20 protein-coding genes are annotated in these 20004 nt (G+C 71.4%); 14 read left to right on the forward strand and 6 right to left on the reverse strand.

Annotated elements, in window-relative coordinates:
* Position 1 precedes the first annotated feature (1 nt).
* Positions 2-988: a DNA polymerase III subunit delta gene (gene holA / locus ACZ5AJ_RS05785; protein ID WP_464137904.1), complete on the forward strand. Its 987-nt coding sequence runs from the start codon at positions 2-4 to the stop codon at positions 986-988.
* Positions 989-1083: 95 nt separating this feature from the next.
* Here holA and rpsT read toward each other — a convergent pair whose 3' ends face one another.
* Complete coding sequence (rpsT, locus tag ACZ5AJ_RS05790; RefSeq protein ID WP_464137907.1) at positions 1084-1350, reverse strand: 30S ribosomal protein S20; 267 nt, start codon at positions 1348-1350, stop codon at positions 1084-1086.
* A gap of 274 nt (positions 1351-1624) precedes the next feature.
* Positions 1625-2278, reverse strand: coding sequence for a type II toxin-antitoxin system PemK/MazF family toxin (locus tag ACZ5AJ_RS05795; protein ID WP_464137909.1), 654 nt, complete (start codon positions 2276-2278; stop codon positions 1625-1627).
* Between the two features lie 59 nt (positions 2279-2337).
* Here ACZ5AJ_RS05795 and ACZ5AJ_RS05800 point away from each other — a divergent pair, with 59 nt between their 5' ends.
* From ACZ5AJ_RS05800 to hemW, 5 genes are all read left to right on the forward strand, one after another.
* On the forward strand, positions 2338-3984 hold the full coding sequence (locus tag ACZ5AJ_RS05800; protein WP_464137911.1) for a circularly permuted type 2 ATP-grasp protein: 1647 nt from the start codon (positions 2338-2340) through the stop codon (positions 3982-3984).
* A complete protein-coding gene (locus ACZ5AJ_RS05805; RefSeq protein ID WP_464137913.1) occupies positions 3965-4879 on the forward strand; it encodes an alpha-E domain-containing protein in 915 nt (304 codons plus the stop codon). The genes ACZ5AJ_RS05800 and ACZ5AJ_RS05805 overlap by 20 nt, the downstream gene beginning before the upstream one ends.
* Positions 4880-5031: 152 nt before the next feature.
* Positions 5032-6903: a translation elongation factor 4 gene (lepA, locus tag ACZ5AJ_RS05810; RefSeq protein WP_464137915.1), complete on the forward strand. Its 1872-nt coding sequence runs from the start codon at positions 5032-5034 to the stop codon at positions 6901-6903.
* Positions 6900-7640: an MOSC domain-containing protein gene (locus ACZ5AJ_RS05815; protein ID WP_464137917.1), complete on the forward strand. Its 741-nt coding sequence runs from the start codon at positions 6900-6902 to the stop codon at positions 7638-7640. The genes lepA and ACZ5AJ_RS05815 overlap by 4 nt, the downstream gene beginning before the upstream one ends.
* A 17-nt stretch (positions 7641-7657) precedes the next feature.
* Positions 7658-8845, forward strand: a complete 1188-nt coding sequence (gene hemW, locus ACZ5AJ_RS05820) for a radical SAM family heme chaperone HemW (RefSeq protein WP_464138701.1) — start codon at positions 7658-7660, stop codon at positions 8843-8845.
* Here the strand turns inward: hemW and ACZ5AJ_RS05825 are convergent.
* The 3 genes from ACZ5AJ_RS05825 to ACZ5AJ_RS05835 form a co-directional block, all read right to left on the reverse strand.
* Positions 8790-9581, reverse strand: a complete 792-nt coding sequence (locus ACZ5AJ_RS05825; protein ID WP_464137920.1) for a hypothetical protein — start codon at positions 9579-9581, stop codon at positions 8790-8792. The genes hemW and ACZ5AJ_RS05825 overlap by 56 nt on opposite strands.
* A 356-nt stretch (positions 9582-9937) precedes the next feature.
* On the reverse strand, positions 9938-10675 hold the full coding sequence (locus ACZ5AJ_RS05830) for a DUF4870 domain-containing protein (protein ID WP_464137921.1): 738 nt from the start codon (positions 10673-10675) through the stop codon (positions 9938-9940).
* Positions 10676-10828: 153 nt separating this feature from the next.
* On the reverse strand, positions 10829-11719 hold the full coding sequence (locus tag ACZ5AJ_RS05835) for a DUF3097 domain-containing protein (protein WP_464137923.1): 891 nt from the start codon (positions 11717-11719) through the stop codon (positions 10829-10831).
* A 133-nt stretch (positions 11720-11852) separates the two neighbouring features.
* Between ACZ5AJ_RS05835 and hrcA the strand changes: the two genes are divergently transcribed.
* From hrcA to ACZ5AJ_RS05850, 3 genes are all read left to right on the forward strand, one after another.
* Positions 11853-12863 (forward strand): heat-inducible transcriptional repressor HrcA, encoded by a 1011-nt coding sequence (gene hrcA, locus ACZ5AJ_RS05840; protein ID WP_464137926.1) that lies wholly within the window; start codon positions 11853-11855, stop codon positions 12861-12863.
* Between the two features lie 92 nt (positions 12864-12955).
* Positions 12956-14089: a molecular chaperone DnaJ gene (gene dnaJ / locus ACZ5AJ_RS05845; protein WP_464137929.1), complete on the forward strand. Its 1134-nt coding sequence runs from the start codon at positions 12956-12958 to the stop codon at positions 14087-14089.
* Positions 14090-14148: 59 nt separating this feature from the next.
* The gene (locus ACZ5AJ_RS05850) at positions 14149-14940 is read left to right on the forward strand and encodes a 16S rRNA (uracil(1498)-N(3))-methyltransferase (protein ID WP_464137931.1); all 792 of its coding nucleotides are present in this window, start codon (positions 14149-14151) and stop codon (positions 14938-14940) included.
* 130 nt (positions 14941-15070) lie between these two features.
* On the opposite strand, the gene ACZ5AJ_RS05855 is transcribed toward ACZ5AJ_RS05850, so the two are convergent.
* Complete coding sequence (locus ACZ5AJ_RS05855; RefSeq protein WP_464137933.1) at positions 15071-15613, reverse strand: NADPH-dependent FMN reductase; 543 nt, start codon at positions 15611-15613, stop codon at positions 15071-15073.
* 77 nt (positions 15614-15690) lie between these two features.
* Between ACZ5AJ_RS05855 and ACZ5AJ_RS05860 the strand changes: the two genes are divergently transcribed.
* From ACZ5AJ_RS05860 to era, 5 genes are read left to right on the forward strand one after another with little or no spacing between them, the layout of a single operon-like run.
* On the forward strand, positions 15691-16056 hold the full coding sequence (locus tag ACZ5AJ_RS05860; protein ID WP_464137935.1) for a histidine triad nucleotide-binding protein: 366 nt from the start codon (positions 15691-15693) through the stop codon (positions 16054-16056).
* Positions 16057-16062: 6 nt separating this feature from the next.
* On the forward strand, positions 16063-17109 hold the full coding sequence (locus ACZ5AJ_RS05865; RefSeq protein ID WP_464137936.1) for a PhoH family protein: 1047 nt from the start codon (positions 16063-16065) through the stop codon (positions 17107-17109).
* A 2-nt stretch (positions 17110-17111) separates the two neighbouring features.
* Positions 17112-17573 carry an rRNA maturation RNase YbeY gene (gene ybeY, locus ACZ5AJ_RS05870; protein ID WP_464137938.1) on the forward strand — a complete coding sequence of 154 codons (462 nt, stop codon included), beginning with the start codon at positions 17112-17114 and terminating at the stop codon, positions 17571-17573.
* A 31-nt stretch (positions 17574-17604) separates the two neighbouring features.
* Positions 17605-18945, forward strand: a complete 1341-nt coding sequence (locus ACZ5AJ_RS05875) for a hemolysin family protein (RefSeq protein ID WP_464137940.1) — start codon at positions 17605-17607, stop codon at positions 18943-18945.
* Positions 18938-19936, forward strand: a complete 999-nt coding sequence (era, locus tag ACZ5AJ_RS05880) for a GTPase Era (protein ID WP_464137942.1) — start codon at positions 18938-18940, stop codon at positions 19934-19936. Before ACZ5AJ_RS05875 ends, era begins: the two co-directional genes overlap by 8 nt.
* The last annotated feature ends 68 nt before the right edge of the window (positions 19937-20004 follow it).

Below are 20004 nucleotides of genomic sequence, written 5' to 3' on the forward strand. Positions count from 1 at the left end.
CGTGAGCGATGTCGAGTGGCACAGCGTCGCCCTCGCCCCGATCGTCCTGGTGCACGGCACCGAGACCCTCATCGCCGATCGCGCGGTGCAGCGTCTGCGCGCACTCGCGAAGGAGGCGGATCCGCAGGTCGCCGTCCATGAGCTCGCCGGCGATGCGCTCACCGCCGGAGCCCTCTCCCAGGTCGCCAGCCCCTCGCTGTTCGGCGAGCCCCGCTTCGTGCTGGTCCCTCAGCTGCAGGCGGCCCCCGAGTCCCTGATCGCGGAGATCCTCGCCTATCTCCCCGCCCCCGAGGCCGATGTGACCCTGGTGCTCGTGCACCGCGGCGGCAGCCGGGGCAGGAAGCTGCTGGACGCGCTCAAGAAGGCGGGAGTGCCGCGGGTGGATGCGAGCCCCGTCAAGCGGGCCGCCGACAAGCAGGCGTTCGTCGCCGCCGAGTTCGCCCGCGCGAACCGCAGGGTCCAGCCCGACGCCGTCACCGCGCTCGTGGACGCGTTCGGCACCGACCTGGCGGAGCTCGCGGCGATCAGCCGCCAGCTGATCGAGGACACCACGCCGGACCAGGGCGAGCAGCCGCAGCCGGTCGGTGTCCAGGACGTGCACGCGCTCACCGCCGGGAGGGTGGAGTCCACCGCCTTCGCCGTGGCCGATGCGGCCATCGCCGGCCGCGAGATCGAGGCGCTGCAGCTGCTGCAGCAGGCGCAGCTCGCCGGTGCGGATCCTGTTCCGATCGTCGCCGCGATCGCCTCCAAGATGCGGTCGCTCGCCAAGACCACCGCGCCCGGAGCCAGCGCCCGCACCCTCGGCATGCCCGACTGGATGCTCCGCAACCTCTCCCGCGAGGCGAGGGCCTGGAACGACCGATCGCTGGCTCGGGCGATCGAGGCGGTCGCCCTGGCCGACCATGAGGTCAAAGGCGCGGGGCGCGACCCCCGCTGGTCGGTCCAGCGGATGGTGATGGAGATCTGCCGGGCGCGCCGCGCCCGGTGATGGGCCCGTGACGACGGACCGGTGCTGGTGGACCGGTGACGCAGAAGGGCCCCGCACACCGAGGTGTGCGGGGCCCTTCGACGGATGAGCGGAGCTCAGGCCTCGACGGAGGCGACCAGCTTGGCCAGACCCGACTTGCGGTTGGCGGCCTGGTTCTTGTGGATGACGCCCTTGGAGACGGCCTTGTCCAGCTTGCGGGAGGCGACCTGGAGGGCCTCACCGGCAGCGGCGGCGTCGCCGGCGGCGACAGCGGTGCGGACCTTGCGGACGTGGGTCTTGAGCTCGGACTTCACCGCGCGGTTGCGCAGGCGGGCCTTCTCGTTCGTCTTGTTCCGCTTGATCTGGGACTTGATGTTTGCCACGAAGACTCTTCTCTGATGCTGTGGAGGATCTCCCGCGGCTGCTGAGGACCGGCTCCGACGGGGACGGGCGGTGGGGATTCGCCTGGAGACGTCGGCGCCGGGACGCTGCCACGGCTACTCGCTCGGGTCGCACTGACCGCCGCACCCGGACACGGTAGGTCCGACGGGGCGCGCACACCTCGCGGTATGTCACACATACAAGGAAGGACCTTACCAGAGCGGCCCCAGTCGGTCTGCGGCGCACAGGCGTGTCATGCGTCCCATCTGCGCATGCTCAGCGCCAGCCGTGGACCTCCCGCACCGCATCGGCGACGCGCTCGAAGCGATCCCTGCCGAGTCGCCCGCCCTCGCGCCGCACTCCGCCGGGGGCCAGTCGCAGCAGGCGGTCGGCGCGCACCTCGGACTCGCGCCCCTGACGATCCCAGTCCCCGGAGCCGATGTCGACCCAGGTGGCGCCGTGCTCATCGGTGATCGTTCCGCCCGACGGCGTGCGGTCGCGAGAGGTCAGCATGAGGGCGACGAGCACGCTGCCGGTGCCGTCCGTCCCGCCGGCCGAGGCGGGCTCCAGACCGATCACGAGCACCGGACGGTCCTTCCCCTGGGTCATGTCCTCCTCGTAGTGAACCCACGCCCAGACGATCTCACCCGGATCGGCATCGTCGTCGTCGCGAGGGGCGTAGGCGATGGACAGCGGCACCGAGCCGGTGCGGTCGGCGAGGACCGGTGCTCCCTCGCGGCCGGTGCCGCTGCCGGCAGCGCCGTCGGCCGGACTATCAGCCGGACCATCAGCCGGAAGGCCGGTCCTCCGCTGATCGTCGTCCCTCGTGGCTCGGAGGGCGGCCTCGCCGAGGTCCCGGGCGGCGCGTCGCACGGCGGGGGATCGGGTCGCCGAGCGCAGCAGCGAGGACAGGCGGGAGGTCAGGGACATGGTTCTCGCTTCCGCGGGGGGGGGGGGGGGGGGGGGAGTGACGGTGTTAGATGGTAGCCATGTCCGCGAGCTCGCTCCTGCAGGGCGCCGGCGTCGGCTGGGAGGGCGACGAGATGATCGCCCCCGACGGTGCGGCGCGTCCCGTCTACCGCCCCCTGCGCGAGGCGATCTCGGCGCTCGGGGCGGAGGAGTTCCGCCTGCGCTCGGAGTCCCTCGCACGCAGCTATCTGGACCAGGGGATCACCTTCGACTACGCGGGGGAGGAGCGTCCCTTCCCGATCGATGCGATCCCGCGGGTGATCGCCGCCGAGGAATGGGCGGAGGTCTCCGCGGGCATCGGGCAGCGGGTGCGCGCCCTCGAGGCGCTCCTCGACGATCTGAGCGCCGGGTGCCGCGCGGTGGCCGACGGTGTCATCCCTGCCTCCCTGGTGGACCGGTCCCGTCGTGATGTCGGGGTCGGGGCGGTGCACGGATACCGTCCGCCCAACGGGGTGCGGATCCACATCGCCGGGATCGATCTCGTGCGCGATGGGGACGGCGGCCTCCGGGTGCTCGAGGACAACGTCCGCACCCCCAGCGGCGTCAGCTATGTGCTCTCGAACCGTCGAGCGATGGTGCACTCGTTCCCCGAGCTGTTCGCGGAGCGCCGGGTGCGCAGCATCGGCGAGTACCCCGGTCGTCTCCTGCGTGCGCTGCGCGCCGCCGCGCCCGACACTGCGGGCGAGGAGCCCACGGTCGTCGTGCTCACCCCGGGCCGGTACAACAGCGCCTACTTCGAGCATTCGCTGCTGGCGCGGACGATGGGAGTGGAGCTGGTCGAGGCCGGTGACCTCGTGGTGCGCTCGGATCGCGTCTACATGCGCACCACCGCGGGGCTGCGGAGGGTCGACGTGATCCACAAGCGCACCGACGACGCCTTCCTGGACCCGGAGGTGCTCCGCCCCGACTCCCTGCTCGGGGTGCCGGGGCTCGTGCGGGCCGTCCTGGCGGGCAACGTCGTGCTCGCCAACGCGATCGGCAACGGGATCGCCGACGACAAGCTCACCTACACCTACGTCCCCGATCTGGTGCGGTACTACCTCGAGGAGGAGCCGATCCTCGCGAGCGTGGACACCTGGCGCCTCGAGGACCGGGAGGCGCGGGAGGAGGTCCTGGACCGTCTGGACGAGCTGGTGCTCAAGCCGGTCGACGGCTCCGGCGGGAAGGGGGTGGTGATCGGACCTGCTGCGAGCCGCAGCCAGCTCGATGCCCTGCGCAGGAGAGTCCTCGAGGATCCTCGAGGATGGATCGCCCAGCCGCTCGTGCAGCTCTCGACCATCCCCACGCTCGTCGAGGAGGGTCTCGAGCCCCGGCACGTGGACCTGCGCTCCTTCGCGCTGAACGACGGCGAGGACGTGTGGGTGCTCCCGGGAGGGCTGACGCGGGTGGCGCTGCCTCGCGGCGAGATGATCGTGAACTCGTCCCGAGGCGGAGGGTCCAAGGACACCTGGGTGCTGGGGGCCGATCGCCCGGTCCGGATCGAGGTGCCCACCAGCACCGGACAGCTGCGGGTCCTCGAGCACGACGATGTCGGCGCACCTGTGGAGACCGGGCGGGCGGATGATGGGGCCGACGAGCCCCGTGAGGCCGAGCCGCCGCCGATCACGAGCGCGATCGCGATGATCGGGCTCGAGGAGAGGGTCGAGGATGCTCAGTCGGATCGCTGAGTCGATGCTCTGGATCGGGCGCTACGTCGAGCGCGCCGACCAGACAGCCCGCATCCTGGATGTGCGCCTGCAGGCGATCACGGAGGACGTCGGCGGGGACGCGGCGGGGGCCTGCGCGGAGGTCCTCGGCCTGTTCGGGGTCGAGGTCCTGGACCCGGACGGCCTGGACGTCCAGCAGGTGCTCGACATGATGGTCGTCGACCGGGACGCCCCCTCCGCCGTCGCAGGTGCGCTGCGCACCGCCCGGGAGAACGCCCGCGGCGCCCGGGAGGTGCTCCCGACGGAGGTGTGGGAGTCGCTGAACACGACCGTGCTGAACCTGCCGCGGAGCGTGCGGCCGTCCCGCATGCACAGCCTCCTCCGTCAGGCGAAGGATCGCTGCGCCGTCGTCGGAGGTCTCGTGGACTCCACGATGACCCGCGACGAGGCCTGGCTGTTCCTGAGGGTCGGGCGCATGATCGAACGGATCGACATGGTGGCCCGGCTGCTGCAGGCCCACGACCTCGAGGACACCTCCGAGCGCGCCTGCAGCCAGCTGCTGCGATGCGCCGGCGGGTGGGAGGCGTGCATCCGCACCTATCGGGGCCGGGTCCGCTCCTCCGATGCGCTCGCCTTCCTCCTGCTGGACTCGACCTTCCCGCGCTCGGCCGCGCACTGCCTGCACGAGCTCGACGTCGCTCTCGCTCTGCTGGTCCGGCTGCACGGCCGCGCGCTGGATCGTCTCGGCACGGAGGATCCGACCCGGCGGATCGTGGGTCGGGCGCTCGCAAGCCTGCGGCACCGCTCCTTCGAGGAGATCGTCGCGGACTTCGGTGCCGAGATGGAGCAGCTGCAGCGGGTGACCGCCGCGGCGACGCGCTCGCTGGGCAGCACGTACTTCCACGCCGACGTCTGAGGCGCCGACGCCTGACACGGCGAGGCCCGAGGGGCTGTGACGTCGGCCGGGCCGCGGCGGCGCGGGGCGCGGGCGCGAAGCTCGCCGTGAGACGATGGGCGCTGTTCGGTGCGCCCGCAGGGGCGCGCGCCCCCAGTGAGAGGAAGCCGCCGGTGACCCCCAGGATCGCTGCCGATGAGGCCCGGGACATCCAGCCCGCGTCGACGCCCCAGGAGCGCATCCGCAACTTCTGCATCATCGCGCACATCGACCACGGCAAGTCGACATTGGCGGACCGCATGCTGCAGATCACCGGGATCGTCGAGGAGCGCGCCATGCGTGCGCAGTACCTCGACCGGATGGACATCGAGCGCGAGCGCGGCATCACGGTGAAGTCCCAGGCCGTGCGCATGCCCTGGCAGGTCGACGGCGTGAACTACGCGCTGAACATGATCGACACCCCCGGTCACGTCGACTTCACCTACGAGGTCTCCCGCTCCCTGGCCGCCTGCGAGGGCGCGATCCTGCTCGTCGACGCAGCCCAGGGCATCGAGGCGCAGACCCTGGCGAACCTGTACCTGGCGATGGAGAACGACCTCACCATCATCCCTGTCCTGAACAAGATCGACCTCCCCGGTGCGGACCCCGAGAAGTACGCCGCAGAGATCGGCCAGCTCGTCGGCGTCGATCCCGACGAGGTGCTGCGGGTCTCCGGGAAGACCGGTCAGGGGGTCCCCGAGCTGCTCGACCATGTCGTCCGCCAGCTCCCCGCTCCGGAGGGGGACCCGGGGGCCCCCTGCCGCGCGATGATCTTCGACTCCGTCTACGACACCTATCGGGGCGTGGTCACCTACATCCGCGTCGTCGACGGATACCTCCGCTCCCGCGACCGCATCGACATGATGTCCACCGGCGCCCACCACGAGCTGCTGGAGATCGGCGTGAGCTCCCCGGAGCCGTCGCCGACGAAGGGCGTCGGTCCCGGCGAGGTCGGCTACCTGATCACCGGCGTGAAGGACGTGCGCCAGTCGAAGGTCGGCGATACCATCACCACCTCGATCAACGGGGCGAGCGAGCCGCTGGCCGGGTACTCCGACCCCAAGCCCATGGTGTTCTCGGGCCTCTTCCCGATCGACGGCTCCGACTATCCGAACCTCCGCGACGCGCTCGACAAGCTCAAGCTCAACGATGCTGCGCTGAACTACGAGCCGGAGACCTCCACCGCGCTCGGCTTCGGGTTCCGCGTGGGGTTCCTGGGGCTGCTGCACCTGGAGATCATCCGCGAGCGGCTCGAGCGGGAGTTCGACCTGGACCTCATCTCCACGGCACCCAGCGTCGTCTACCACGTGGTGATGGAGGACGGCAGCGAGGTCGAGGTCATGAACCCCTCCGACTTCCCAGCCGGCAAGGTCCGCGAGATCCACGAGCCCGTCACCAAGGCGACGATCCTCGTGCCCAGTGAGTACATCGGCGCCGTCATGGAGCTGTGCCAGTCCAAGCGCGGGATCCTCGGCGGCATGGACTACCTCAGCGAGGACCGCGTCGAGCTGCGGTACACGCTCCCGCTCGCGGAGATCGTCTTCGACTTCTTCGACCAGCTGAAGTCCCGGACCAAGGGCTACGCCTCCCTCGACTACGACGTCTCCGGCTCCCAGACCGCGGACCTCGTCAAGGTCGACATGCTCCTCCAGGGCGAGCCGGTGGACGCCTTCAGCGCGATCGTCCACCGCGACAAGGCCTACCACTACGGCGTCGAGATGGCCGGGAAGCTCAAGAAGCTCATCCCGCGCCAGCAGTTCGAGGTGCCGATCCAGGCGGCCATCGGCTCGCGCATCATCGCTCGCGAGAACATCCGCGCCATGCGCAAGGACGTGCTGTCCAAGTGCTACGGCGGCGACATCTCCCGCAAGCGCAAGCTCCTGGAGAAGCAGAAGGAGGGCAAGAAGCGCATGAAGAACATCGGCTCCGTCGAGGTTCCTCAGGAGGCGTTCATCGCCGCGCTCTCCTCCGATGCGGCCGAGCCCAAGGAGGGGAAGAAGCGGTGAGCCCCGTCCGGCCGCGGCTCGACGTCGCGATCGACACCTCGCGCGGCGGCGCTGTCGCGGCCGTGTGCACGGTCGCTCAGCTGTTCGCCGTGCCCGAGCGCTCCCTCATGAGCGGCATCGACAAGCGACCCTCCGACGCCCCCGTGCAGCTGCTGACCCACGGCGTCCTCGGCGACGTGCAGGGCGACCGCGAGCATCACGGCGGGATCTTCAAGGCCGTCTACGCCTTCTCCCGCGAGGTCCGCGAGGCCTATGCCGCAGAGCGCGGGGAGGAGCTGCCCGACGGCTTCTTCGGGGAGAACCTGGTGACCGTCGGGCAGGACACCGACGAGACCGTCGTCGGAGAGCGCTGGCGCATCGGCACCGCGGTCATCGAGGGCACCTGTCCGCGCCAGCCCTGCGGAACCTTCAGCGCTCGCATGGGCGACCGCCGCTGGGGCCGCCGCTTCACGGAGGAGGGCCGCAGCGGAGCCTACTTCCGCGTCGTCGAGGAGGGCGCCGTCGGTGCCGGCGAGCGCATCCAGGTGCTTCAGCGGCCCGACCACGGCGTCACCATCGGCGATCTCTTCCGCGGGCTCGAGGCTGACCGGGCCCGTCTGCTGCTGGAGTGGGCGCAGGACACCTCCACCGTGCTGTACGACGGGGCCGCCCGCCAGATCGACCAGGTGCTCGGCATCGAGGTCCCTCCCGCGCTGCGCTCGACCGGTCGCGGCTTCGCCGTCGGGACCGGCCGGTGACCGCTTCGGCGCCGAGCATCCGCGCCTCGGGCGCGCCGCGTCCCTCCGGGCGGCCGACGGAGGATCTGTCGGTCTACATCCATGTGCCCTTCTGCGCCGTGCGCTGCGGATACTGCGACTTCAACACCTACACGGCGACCGAGCTCGGCGGGGGAGGCTCGCAGCGGGAGTATCCCGCCAACGCGATGCGGGAGATGGACCTGCAGCGTGCCGATGACCTCGCCGCCGGGTACGCCTACGAGCGCGTCGGCACCGTCTTCTTCGGCGGAGGCACCCCCACCCTGCTGCCCGCCCGGGATCTGGTCTCGATGCTCGACCATCTGCGCTCGCTGATCCCTCTGGCCCCCGGCGCGGAGGTCACCACCGAGGCGAACCCCGATTCGGTCACTCGGGAGTCGCTGCAGCGCCTGGCCGACGGCGGCATCACCCGCGTCTCCTTCGGCATGCAGTCGGCCGTGCGCTCCGTGCTCGCGACCCTGGATCGCACCCACGACCCCGAGCGCGTTCCCCAGGTCGTGGACTGGGCCCGCGAGGCCGGTCTCGACGTCAGCCTCGACCTGATCTACGGGACTCCGGGGGAGACCCTCGCAGACGTCGAGGCCTCCGTCCGCGCGGCGCTCGCCTGCGGCATCGACCATCTCTCGGCCTACTCGCTGATCATCGAGGGCAACACCGCCATGGCGCGGAAGCTGCGTCGGGGCGAGGTCGCCGAGCCCGACGGCGACGACATGGCGGACAAGTACGAGCTCGTCGACGACCTCGCCGCGGCCGACGGGCTCAGCTGGTACGAGGTCTCCAACTGGGCCCGCGCTCCCGAGCACCGCTCCCGTCACAACCTCGCCTACTGGCATGGAGCGGACTGGTGGGGGATCGGTCCCGGTGCCCACCGCCATCGCGACGGCCAGCGGTCCTGGAACGTGAAGCATCCCAGCCGCTATGCCGCGCGCCTGGCCGAGGGGATGCTGCCGGTGCAGGAGAGCGAGCAGCTCTCCGCCGAGGACCGCGCCCTCGAGCGGGTCATGCTCGAGCTGCGGATCGTCGACGGCCTGGAGGTCGAGGCGGTGCCGGCCAGCCGTCGGCACATGGTGGACGTCCACCGCGAGCGCGGTCATCTGGACCCGGAGGCGCTCGCCGACGGTCGTGCGGTGCTCACCCGCCGGGGACGGCTGATGGCCGATGCGGTGATCCGGGACCTCGTGGAGTGAGCTGTGCGCTCCGGAGCGCACGACGATGGGCGAACCACGTCCGGGAGGCGGGCACGAAGGCGAGCAGGACGCTCGTCCCGGACACCAGCAGGAAGAGGGCTCCCACCAGGGGCTCGACCGGCAGCGCGGTGAACGAGCCGCAGACCACGGCGGCGAGCGCGACCCAGCGGGCGCGTCCAGTCCCCCGCAGGACCCGCCACGCGTAGATCCCGAAGACGGCGGTGATGGCGAGTCCGAGGAGCGTGCCGACGAGCATGATCAGACCGGCGATGCCCGAACTGATCGTGTGCACCCATTCCAGGGCGCGGATGCCGGTGTCGTCCGTCAGCCAGGCGATCACGCGCAGCGTCCTCCCCGCGCCGAAGGCGCTGAGCAGGACCGTGAGCGCCATGAGGAATGCTGCCAGCATCGCGGCGACCGCGGAGAAGATCAGTGCACGGGGCATGCGAGGACGCCCGTCGGGGCCGATCCGCAGCTCTCCGGCGCGCCGTCCGGCGTCGGCGGCGCTGCGCACCGCGCCGCCCGCGCGGGTGCGGACGGCGTCGACGGCCTGCGCCCCCGTCGGTGCGGCGGTGCTCCAGGCGCTGGATGCCGCAGAGCGTCCTCTCTGCGCGATCTCCCGGCCGTGCCCGGCGAGCTCCTGTCCGCCCTGGGCGATGCGTGAACGGGTCTCGGCGCGTCGGTCCCAGAGCGCGCGGGTCCCTCGGGAGATTCGCACGGCGTCGTCGCCCAGCATGTCGCGCCAGCCGCCTCCGTTCGAGGGCGCGGCCGAGGGCGGCGGGGCCGAGGGCGGCGGGGCCGAGGGCGGCGGGGCCGAGGGTGGCGGGGGAGATGTCGGCTGGCCCGGCTGGTCGTGGACCGATCCCGGCGAGGGCTGCGCATCCCATGGGGCGCCGGGGGATCGAGGATCGCCGAGATCGGCCGGGGCGGGGTGATGGTGCGGATCGGGGGCCGGAGAGTCCGTCATCGGTGCCTCACTGTGCGACAGCTGAACACAGAGCACGATATCGGCTCACTGCGCTCCTCACGACGGCGCCCGCCTCGTCCAGGACGAGGCGGGCGCCGTGAGGGGGCATGTCTGCGAAGGGGCGGTCACTTCACCAGACGGATGTTGATCGGGTAGTTCCACCAGGTGCCCTGGTTGGTCTTCACCGCGCCGATGATCGCGAACACGCCGTGCAGGATCGCCGGCACCCAGATCAGCGGGAACGCGAAGCCGCCGATCCCGAAGGTGATCAGCGTGAAGATGGTCAGCACGATCACGAGCACGATCTCGATGATGACCGTCGCGATCGCCGCGTTGAGCGCTTCGGCCGCGTTGTAGCGGATGAAGCGGTCGCGGTCCTTGTACATGAGGAAGATGACCAGCGGACCGACCCAGCCGAGGAAGCCGGCGCCGACGATGTAGCCGAGCACCGTCGAGAGGTGGGCGAACATCGACCACATGCGGGAGTCCGAGGGCGTCGTGCCCTGGCCGTTCAACGGACCCTCGTAGAGGCCCGAGAAGCCGGCCGGCAGGGGCGACTCGGCCGGGTGCTGGCCGGCGGGGGCGCCGGCGGCGGGCTGTGCGTAGCCGCCCGCCTGCGGGGCCTGCTGCTGGTGGCCGCCGGCCGGGGGAGCGGCCTGCGCGAACCCCTCCTGCTGCGGGGCCGGCTGCGCGAAGGGATCCGCCGAGGACGCTGCGCCGTACGGCGACTGCGGGGCCGCGGGGGCGGGGCTCGCCTGCGGCGCCTCGGCGGCGGAGGCGGAGACGGCCGGGTCGGCCGACGTGCCCGCGAAGGGGTCGTACGGATGCTGGCCGTCGGGGGTAGGGGCGGGGGTCTGCGTCATGATGGCGCTCCTCGGTACAGGCCGGGCCGTGCATCCGGCGGTGGTCGATGAGGCCAGAATAGAGGCTTCCTGTGTCGGGCGTCTCCGCGGGCGCCCTCCGAGATGGGCGGGGGGTTTCCCCCAGTCGGACGGCTGCTCGAGCACCGTTCGTCGTCAGCCGCCGGCGCCGTCGACCGTCACGAAGTCGATGAGCTCCTCGATGCGCCCGGAGAGCGTCGGCTCGACGTCGGCGTAGGAGCGCACGGTCGCGAGGACCCGCTGCCATCCCCGGGCGATGTCGGCCTGGTCTGCATGCGGCCAGCCCAGCGCCCGCAGCGTGCCGACCTTGATGTCGGTGCCGCGCGGAACATGGGGCCACGCGTCCAGCCCCACCCGCGCCGGCCGGACGGCCTGCCATACGTCGACGTACGGGTGACCGAGCACGAGCACGTTCCCCCGGGCCCCGGGCAGGCGCATGACCTCCTCCGCGATGCGGGTCTCCTTCGAGCCCTTCACCAGATGGTCCACGAGGACGCCGATGCGCCGCTGCGGGGAGGGGGCGAACTCCCGAACCCGTTCGACGAGGTTGTCGGCGCCATCCAGCATCTCGACGACGACGCCCTCGATGCGCAGGTCATGGCCCCAGACCTTCTGGACGAGCTCGGCGTCGTGCTTGCCCTCGACCCAGATCCTCGATGCGCGAGCGGTGCGAGCGCGGGCGCCCTCGACATACACCGAGCCGCTCGCAGAGATCTTCGGAGCGCTGGACCTCTTCGGAGCCGGACGCGTCAGCACGACGGGCTGCCCGTCGATCATGAAGCCTGGGCCGAGCGGGAAGGAACGGCGACGACCGCGGTAGTCCTCGAGCTCGACCACGATCTGCCCGGCGATCTTCTCCAGGCGGGTGACCGCCCCGGTGAAGCCGGTGGAGGCCTCCTCGACGACGAGATCCCGGTGGACGGGGACCTCGCGCGCCACGGGGCGACGGCGATGGTGCGACGGAGGACCGGAGGACAGCACGTCCTGTCCGTACCGGTCGGGGAAGCGATCGGAGGCGGTGGGCACCCCCGCACCGTACACCCGTGGCGAACACCTCCCGGAACGCCGCCGTGCGAGGCGTAGGATTGGCACTCGACGACCTGAAGTGCTAAGCCTCGAGGGTCGCCGACAGACCGCACGAGAGACGCCAGACCAGGAGGTGAGGGGGACGGACACCCGCAAGCTCCAGATCCTCGGCGCCATCGTCGAGGACTACGTGTCCACCCGCGAGCCCGTCGGCTCGAAGTCGCTGCTGGAGCGGCACGAGCTGGGCGTGTCCGCGGCGACCGTCCGCAACGACATGTCGGTGCTCGAGGAGGAGGGGCTGATCCACCAGCCCCACACCTCTGCCGGTCGCATCCCCACCGACAAGGGCTACCGCGCCTTCGTCGACCACGTCGCGACCGTCAAGCCGCTGTCGGCGCCCGAGAGGCGCGCCATCCAGAGTCTGCTCGAGGACGCCGGCGACGTCGAGGAGATGCTCGGTCGCACCGTGCGCCTGCTCGCCCAGCTGACTCAGCAGGTCGCCATGGTCCAGTACCCGGCCCGGCGCCAGGCCCGCGTGCGCCACGTCGAGCTCGTCAAGGTCTCCGACTCGCTCCTGCTGATCGTCCTGATCACGGAGTCCGGCCGCGTGGACCAGCGGACCGTCCCGATCGTCGCCCCGCGCCCCGCCGAGTTCTACATGGACCTGCGCGACCAGCTCCTGCGAGCGGTCGCAGGGCGCGAGGTCACCGATCTCGCCGCCCCGCTGCAGGAGATGCTCGAGAGCGTCCCCGCAGCGGACCTCGCCTCGGCGGCGGAGGTCGCCGAGGCGCTCATCGCGCTCGCCGCGACCCGCGCGGAGGACCGCATCATGCTCGCGGGGACCGCCAACATCGCCCGCTCCGCGCAGGACTTCGCCCGCGACGTCGAGCCGCTGCTGGACGTGCTCGAGGAGCAGCTCGTGCTGCTGCGCCTGTTCACGGAGATGCATGCGTCTCCCGGCGCGGTCGAGGTGCGCATCGGCTCCGAGCTGCGCGACCGGGCGCTGAACCAGGCGGCTGTCGTCGGCGCGGGATACGGGGCAGGATCGCATCTGGCGATCCTCGGGCCCACCCGCATGGACTACGCGGCCGGCATCTCGACGGTCCAGGCGATCGCCCGCTACGTCTCCCGCTATCTCGAGTGAGGCGGGCGGCCTGACCGCCCGCCTCCACCGTCCGGCCGCGTCCTCGCGCCCGACGGACCGCCCACGAACCATCGGCAAGGAACCCCTGCACCGTGAACGACGACTACTACGACCTGCTCGGAGTCTCCCGGGACGCCTCCACCGAGGAGATCAAGAAGGCGTACCGCAAGCTCGCCCGCACACTCCACCCCGACGTCAACCCGGATCCTGAGGCGGCAGAGCGCTACAAGCGGGTCTCGCAGGCCTACCAGACCCTCTCCAACGAGGACAAGCGCCGTCAGTACGACATGGGCGGCGGGCCCGGCATGGGCGCCGGCGGCTTCCCCGGGTTCGGCGGGGGCGGCGGCGGATTCGACGTCAACGACATCTTCGACATGTTCGCCGGGGCGGCGGGCATGCGCGGGCGCGGCCAGGGGCCGGTCCCGCGGCAGCGGCGCGGCGGCGACGTGCTGCGTCGCACGAAGATCGACCTGCGCGAGGTCGTCTTCGGCACCGAGAAGAAGGTGACCTTCCGCACCGCTGAGCTGTGCGAGCGGTGCAGCGGCTCCTGCTGCGAGCCCGGGACGAGCCCCACCCGCTGCACCGCCTGCGACGGCTCCGGCCACGTCCAGCGGGTCGCCCAGTCCCTGCTGGGCCAGATGGTCACCACCGCCCCCTGCCCCACCTGCGAGGGCCACGGCGACGTCATCGAGTCCCCGTGCACCTCGTGCTCCGGCCATGGACGCACGCCCACGGAGCGCACGGTCACCGTGCGCATCCCCTCCGGTGTGGAGAACGGCACCCGCATCCAGCTGCGCGGCGAGGGCGAGGTCGGTGAGGCCGGCGGCCCCTCCGGCGACCTCTTCGTCGAGCTCTCCATCGTCGAGCACGACGTCTTCTCCCGCGAGGGCGACGATCTCGTGACCACGCTCGAGGTCCCGATGACCTCCGCCGCGCTCGGCGCGACCCTCCCGCTGGAGACCTTCGACGGAGTCCAGGACATCGACGTGCGCCCCGGTGCCCAGCCCGGCGACGAGATCACTCTCAAGGGGCTCGGCGTCACTCCGCTGCGCCGCGAGCGCCGGGGCGATGTGCGCGTCGTGCTGAACGTCCTGGTCCCGGAAGGGCTCAGCGACGAGGAGCGGGAGCTGCTCGAGCAGTTCGCGGCGCTCCGCGGCGACGAGACCACCCGCCGCAAGGGCGCGCGTCCCTTCGCCAAGCTGCGCGAGCGCCTGCGCGAGCTGTGACGCCTCCCGGGAAGCGCACCGAGACGCCCGACACCTCCCGGAGACCCTGAGGAGCAGCGATGCCGACCACGCCCCCTGGATTCCTCATCCTCGATGATGCGCTCGAGAGCGCTCGCTCCGGCGACTTCTGCACCCTGGAGGGCGAGGAGGGTCGCCATGCCGCCAAGGTCGCCAGGATCGGCGTCGGCGAGCGCGTGCTCCTGACCGATCCCCCCGGCCGCCAGGTGCTCGCCGAGGTCGTCTCAGCCCGCAAGGAGGCGCTCGAGCTCGAGCTCCTCGGGGATCCCACCCCGCCCGTCGCCCGCGTCCCCCGGCTCGCCCTGCTCCAGGCGCTCGCCGCGGGGGGCCGTGACGAGCAGGCCGTCGAGTCCGCCACCGAGCTCGGGGTCGACCGGGTGATCCCCTGGATCGCCGAGCGGTCGGTGTCCGTCTGGCGCGGTGAGAAGCTCCGCAAGGGCCGCTCACGCTGGGAGGGCACGGTCCGCGCGGCCGTGAAGCAGTGCCGGCGTCCCGGCATCCCCGTCGTCGAGGAGCCCGTGGCGGGCGCGGCCGTCGTCGGCGTCGTGCGAGAGGCGGTCGACGCCGGGGCGCTCGTGCTCGTCCTGCACGAGCAGGAGTCCGTCCCGCTGATGAGCCTCGAGCCGATCCTGCGCTCCGCGGCCTCCGACGGCACGACGGAGATCATGGTCGTCGTCGGCCCTGAGGGCGGCATCAGCGAGCGCGAGCTCGAGGCCCTCCGCGGCGCCGGTGCGCGCAGCGTGCTGCTCGGCCCGGAGGTGCTGCGGTCCTCGACCGCCGGACCGGCGGGCATCGCGGTGATCAGCGCTCTGGTCGGCCGCTGGGATCGGTAGGGGGCGGTCGGATGCAGCGGAATGTCCGGACCGTCCCGGGCGTCTGAGCTGTCCGAGCGATATCCGCTCGAGATCGGAGAGAGGGCCGCTCCTCCGGGGAGCGGCCCTCTCGGTCCCGGTGCCGGGGGTGTCAGGCGACCGGCGAGCCGACCAGTGAGTCGATGCGGTCGAGGGCAGCTGCCAGCCGTGCGGCCTTGTCCTCGGCCACGGAGAGCTCTCCCTCAGGGGAGACGTCCTGGCCGAACGCGAGGCCGACGGAGTCGATGACATCGGCGCCGACGGCCCTCATGAGCTCCTCGAGCTTCTCGAGGACCTTCGCGCCGCCGCCCCAGGAGGTCCCCACCAGCACGGTGGGCAGCTCGGTCCACTCGGTCACGAGATAGTCCACGGCGTTCTTGAGGATGCCCGGGTAGGAGTAGTTGTACTCCGGAGTCACGATCACGACGGCATCGAGGGCGTCGATGCGCTGGGACCAGGAGATGCCGTGCTCGGTGGTCTTGGCGTTGCCGCTGCGCGGAGGGAAGGCCTCGTCATAGGCGGGCAGCGCGACACGGGCGAGATCGATGCGGTCGATCTCGAAGCGGTCTCCGACGGCCTCGGCGACCCACCCTGCCACCTGCGAGGAGACGGCGTTGGGGCGTGCGGAGGCGGTGATGATTCCGATTGACGTCATGGAGACAGGAACTTGTCACAGCCCGCCGGTGTTCCTGCATCGGATGTGTGCTGCGTCGCTCCACTAGACTCGCGGGCATGAGCAGCACCGCCCCCGAGCTCCGCGATCCGGACTGCGTCTTCTGCAGGATCGTCGCCGGAGAGCTCCCCTCCGACCGCGTCCATGAGGACGAGTCCGTCATCGCCTTCCGGGACCTGCACCCGCAGGCGCCCGTCCACGTCCTCGTGGTCCCGCGCGAGCATCGTCGCGACGTGCGCGAGCTCGCCGCCGCCGACCCCGAGGTGCTCGCGCATCTCGCCGAGGTCGCAGGGGAGGTCGCCGCCGATCTCGGCGACGGCGAGTTCCGCCTCGTCTTCAACACCGGCTCCTCCGCCGGCCAGACCGTCTTCCACGTGCATGCGCACGTCCTCGCGGGCGGGAAGCTCGCAGAAGGGAACCTGTGACGCCCGGTGCCTGATGCGCTGACCCCCGTCCCCGGCCGCGCCCCCGAGACGATCGAGCGCCGTCTCGCGATCCCCGATCACCTCAGCCCCTTCCAGGTGCTGGGGGAGAACGATCAGGCGCTCGCGGCGCTCGAGGACGCCGTCCCGGACACCGATGTGCACGTGCGCGGCCACCAGGTCACCCTCCGCGGGACCGAGGACGCACTGCGGCGCTCCGAGCACATCGTGCGGTCGCTGATCGAACTGGCCTCCACCGGCCATCCGGTCACGGCGGAGGCCGTCCAGCGCGCCGCCGGCCTCTACGGCGACGACCGCGCGGAGGGGCAGAAGCTCGAGCAGGTGCTCTCCCGGACCATCCTGTCCTCGCGCGGACGCTCCATCCGCCCCAAGACCCTCGGCCAGAAGAAGTACATCGAGGCGATCGAGTCCTCGACGATCACCTTCGGCATCGGTCCCGCGGGCACCGGCAAGACCTATCTGGCGGTCGCGATGGCGGTCCAGCAGCTGCTGAGCAAGCAGATCAACCGGATCATCCTCACCCGGCCCGCCGTCGAGGCGGGGGAGAGGCTCGGCTTCCTCCCCGGCTCGCTCAACGAGAAGATCGACCCGTATCTGCGGCCCCTGTACGACGCCCTGCACGACATGCTCGATCCCGAGTCGATACCGCGCCTGATGGGCGCCGGGACCATCGAGGTGGCGCCGCTGGCGTACATGCGCGGCCGCACCCTCAACGACGCATTCATCATCCTCGACGAGGCGCAGAACACCACCCCCGAGCAGATGAAGATGTTCCTCACCCGCCTCGGCTTCAACTCGACGATGGTGGTCACCGGGGACGTCACGCAGGTCGACCTGCCCGGGGCTCAGCGCTCCGGCCTTCGCGTGGTCGAACAGGTGCTCTCCGGGGTGGACGACATCTCCTTCTGCCGGCTCTCCCCGCGCGATGTGGTGCGCCACCGCCTGGTGAGCGACATCGTCGAGGCCTACGGGCGCTGGGAGATCGGCCCCGGCGGCAACCGCGACTCCCGTCACCGCACGAGCAAGGGATCCTGACCATGACCATCGAGGTCCGCAATGAGACCGCCTTCGCCGTCGACGAGCTCGAGTTCGTGGAGCTCTCCCGCTACGTGTTCGAGGCGATGCACCTTCATCCGGCGACGGAGATGTCGATCCTGTTCGTCGACGAGCCGGCGATGGAGAAGCTCCACGTCGAATGGCTGGACCTGCCCGGTCCCACGGACGTGATGAGCTTCCCGATGGACGAGCTCACCCCTGGAACGCCCGAGCATCCGGCTCCCGAGGGCCTGCTCGGCGACGTCGTCCTGTGCCCGAGCGTGGCCGCGAAGCAGGCCGCCGAGGCCGGCCACAGCGCCGTCGAGGAGATGCTCCTGCTGACCTGCCACTCGATCCTCCACCTCCTGGGCTACGACCACATGGAGGAGGACGAGCGCAAGGAGATGTTCGACCTCCAGCGCAAGCTCCTGCTGACCTTCCTCGCCTCGAAGCGCGAGGCGTGAGCGTCCCCATCGCACCCTGCAGCCTGCCGTGATGCCTCTCGCCCCGCTCCTGCTCCTCGCGCTCGCCGTCGTCGGCCTGACCGCGGTGCTCCGCCTCTCGATGGCCGATGCCGCTCACCGCGCCGCCTCCCGGCACGCCCTCGAGCGGGCGCTCGAGGACCGGCCTCGGACGGAGCGCCGCACGATCCTCGCGCAGCACGAGGACGCCCAGCGAACCCTCGCCGCGCTCGAGCTCGGGACGGTGCTGGGAGCCTCGCTCGCCGCGGTGTGCGTCTCGGGCGCCGCCGCGACCGCCCTCGGCGTCCTGCAGGACGGATCAGCACCGATGAGGTCGTCCGTGCTCGCCGCGGTGATCGGGATCGTCCTGGGAGCGCTGCTGGTCTTTCTCGCCCGCACGATCGCCGCCCGGCTGGTCGCACGGCGCGGCGCAGAGAGCACGGTGGTCTCGCTGCGCCGCGACACGGCCGTCGCCCGCTCGCTGCTGGGCCCCTTCGCGGCCGCGGCGGTGCGCGGCGGTGCGGCGCTCACCCCCGGCTCCGGCGCCGGGCCCTACGAGGCCGCGGAGCTCGCCCGCCAGGAGATCGACCGGGCTCTCGAGAACGAGCATCTCGAGGCAGACGAGCGCTCGATGATCCACGGTGTCGTCGAGCTCAGCGGCACCATGGTGCGTGAGCTGATGGTGCCGCGCACCGACATGGTCTCCCTCCCCGTCGGATCCACGGCGAGTCAGGCGCTGCGCCTGTTCGTCCGCTCGGGCTTCTCCCGCATGCCCGTGGTCGGGGAGAGCCTCGACGACCTGTGCGGGATGCTGTACGTCAAGGACGTCATCCGCGAGGTCCACTCCCCGTGGGATCCGCGACCGGACCTCGAGGTCGAGCGCATCATGCGCCCGGCCCGCTTCGTCCCGGAGTTCGTGCCGGCGGACGAGGTCCTGCGCCAGATGCAGGCCTCCCGGGTGCACATCGCCGTGGTGGTCGACGAGTACGGCGGCGTCTCCGGCATCGTGACGATCGAGGACGTCGTCGAGGAGATCGTGGGGGACATCGCCGACGAGCACGATCCCTCCGAGCCCGGGATCGTCGACCTCGGCGAGGGGCGCTACAGGGTGCCCGCGCGGGAGGGGCTGTCCGAGGTGGGCGAGCTGTTCGGCCTGACCATCGAGGACCCCGACGTCGACAGCGTCGGCGGACTGCTCGGCAAGGCCATCGGCCGCGTGCCGGTCATCGGATCCCGCGGAGACATCCACGGCCTCCATCTGGAGGCCGAGAAGACCTCGGGCAGGCGCCGTCGCCTGTCCACCCTGATCGTGTCGCGGTCGCTCCGCACCGACGACGACCCCGACGAGCCCGCCCTGGAGGACGACGATGACTGACCCCGCACCCGAGAGCAGCCGCGCAGGATCCGCCGCAGGATCCGCCGACGACGCCGCCGCATCGCACCGCGCCGGGTTCGTGGCCCTGGTGGGCCGCCCCAACGTCGGCAAGTCCACGCTGACCAACGCCCTGGTGGGCGAGAAGGTCGCCATCACCTCCTCGAAGCCGCAGACCACGCGGCGGGCGATCCGCGGCATCGTCACCCGGCCCGATGCGCAGATCATCCTCGTGGACACCCCCGGAGTGCACCGGCCCCGCACCCTGCTGGGGGAGAGGCTGAACGACCTGGTGCGCGAGACCCTCGGCGAGGTGGACGTCGTCGGCTTCTGCCTGCCCGCCGACCAGAGGATCGGCCCGGGCGACCGCTTCATCGCCGAGGACCTCGCCGAGATGCGCAGCGGCCGCCGCGGCCCCCGGGTGGTCGCGATCGTCACCAAGACCGACCTGGTCTCCCGTGACGCCCTCGCCGAGCACCTGCTGAGCGTGCAGGACCTGCTGGACGTCGACGAGATCGTCCCGATCTCCGCGGTGCAGGGCCACCAGATCGACGTGCTCACCGACGTGATCGCCTCCCAGCTCCCCGAGGGGCCGCAGCTGTATCCCGACGACCAGCTGACCGAGGAGTCCCGCGACGACCGGATCGCCGAGCTGATCCGCGAGGCGGCGCTCGAGGGCGTCCGCGATGAGCTGCCCCATTCGATCGCCGTCGTGGTCGAGGAGGTCGTCGAGACGGATCCGGAGGGCGATCCCTTCAAGGAGGTCGCTCCCGGCGAGGGACGCCTGGTGGTGCGGGCGAGCCTGTTCGTCGAGCGAGACAGCCAGAAGGGCATCATCATCGGCCGCGGCGGATCGCGTCTGAAGGAGGTCGGCTCCCGGGCCCGCTCCGAGATCAACTCGCTGCTCGGCCGCAAGGTCCACCTCGACCTCCGGATCAAGGTCGCCAAGGACTGGCAGCGCGATCCCAAGCAGCTCGGGCGCCTCGGATTCTGAGCAGGATCCTCCGTCTCGGATCGCGTCGGCGGCGGGACGGGGCGTGCGACGGTGCTACCGTTGCGGGC

It is taken from the genome of Brachybacterium zhongshanense, from assembly GCF_055385755.1.

Excerpts from the sequence above, each read along its gene's own strand:
- ACZ5AJ_RS05795 (WP_464137909.1), bottom strand. The coding sequence starts at position 2,278 with ATGTCCCTGACCTCCCGCCTGTCCTCGCTGCTGCGCTCGGCGACCCGA.
- era (WP_464137942.1), top strand. The coding sequence starts at position 18,938 with ATGACTGACCCCGCACCCGAGAGCAGCCGCGCAGGATCCGCCGCAGGA.
- ACZ5AJ_RS05850 (WP_464137931.1), top strand. The coding sequence starts at position 14,149 with ATGCCGACCACGCCCCCTGGATTCCTCATCCTCGATGATGCGCTCGAG.
- ACZ5AJ_RS05855 (WP_464137933.1), bottom strand. The coding sequence starts at position 15,613 with ATGACGTCAATCGGAATCATCACCGCCTCCGCACGCCCCAACGCCGTC.
- ACZ5AJ_RS05860 (WP_464137935.1), top strand. The coding sequence starts at position 15,691 with ATGAGCAGCACCGCCCCCGAGCTCCGCGATCCGGACTGCGTCTTCTGC.
- ACZ5AJ_RS05800 (WP_464137911.1), top strand. The coding sequence starts at position 2,338 with ATGTCCGCGAGCTCGCTCCTGCAGGGCGCCGGCGTCGGCTGGGAGGGC.
- ACZ5AJ_RS05875 (WP_464137940.1), top strand. The coding sequence starts at position 17,605 with ATGCCTCTCGCCCCGCTCCTGCTCCTCGCGCTCGCCGTCGTCGGCCTG.
- ACZ5AJ_RS05830 (WP_464137921.1), bottom strand. The coding sequence starts at position 10,675 with ATGACGCAGACCCCCGCCCCTACCCCCGACGGCCAGCATCCGTACGAC.
- ACZ5AJ_RS05805 (WP_464137913.1), top strand. The coding sequence starts at position 3,965 with ATGCTCAGTCGGATCGCTGAGTCGATGCTCTGGATCGGGCGCTACGTC.
- ybeY (WP_464137938.1), top strand. The coding sequence starts at position 17,112 with ATGACCATCGAGGTCCGCAATGAGACCGCCTTCGCCGTCGACGAGCTC.
- ACZ5AJ_RS05825 (WP_464137920.1), bottom strand. The coding sequence starts at position 9,581 with ATGCTGGGCGACGACGCCGTGCGAATCTCCCGAGGGACCCGCGCGCTC.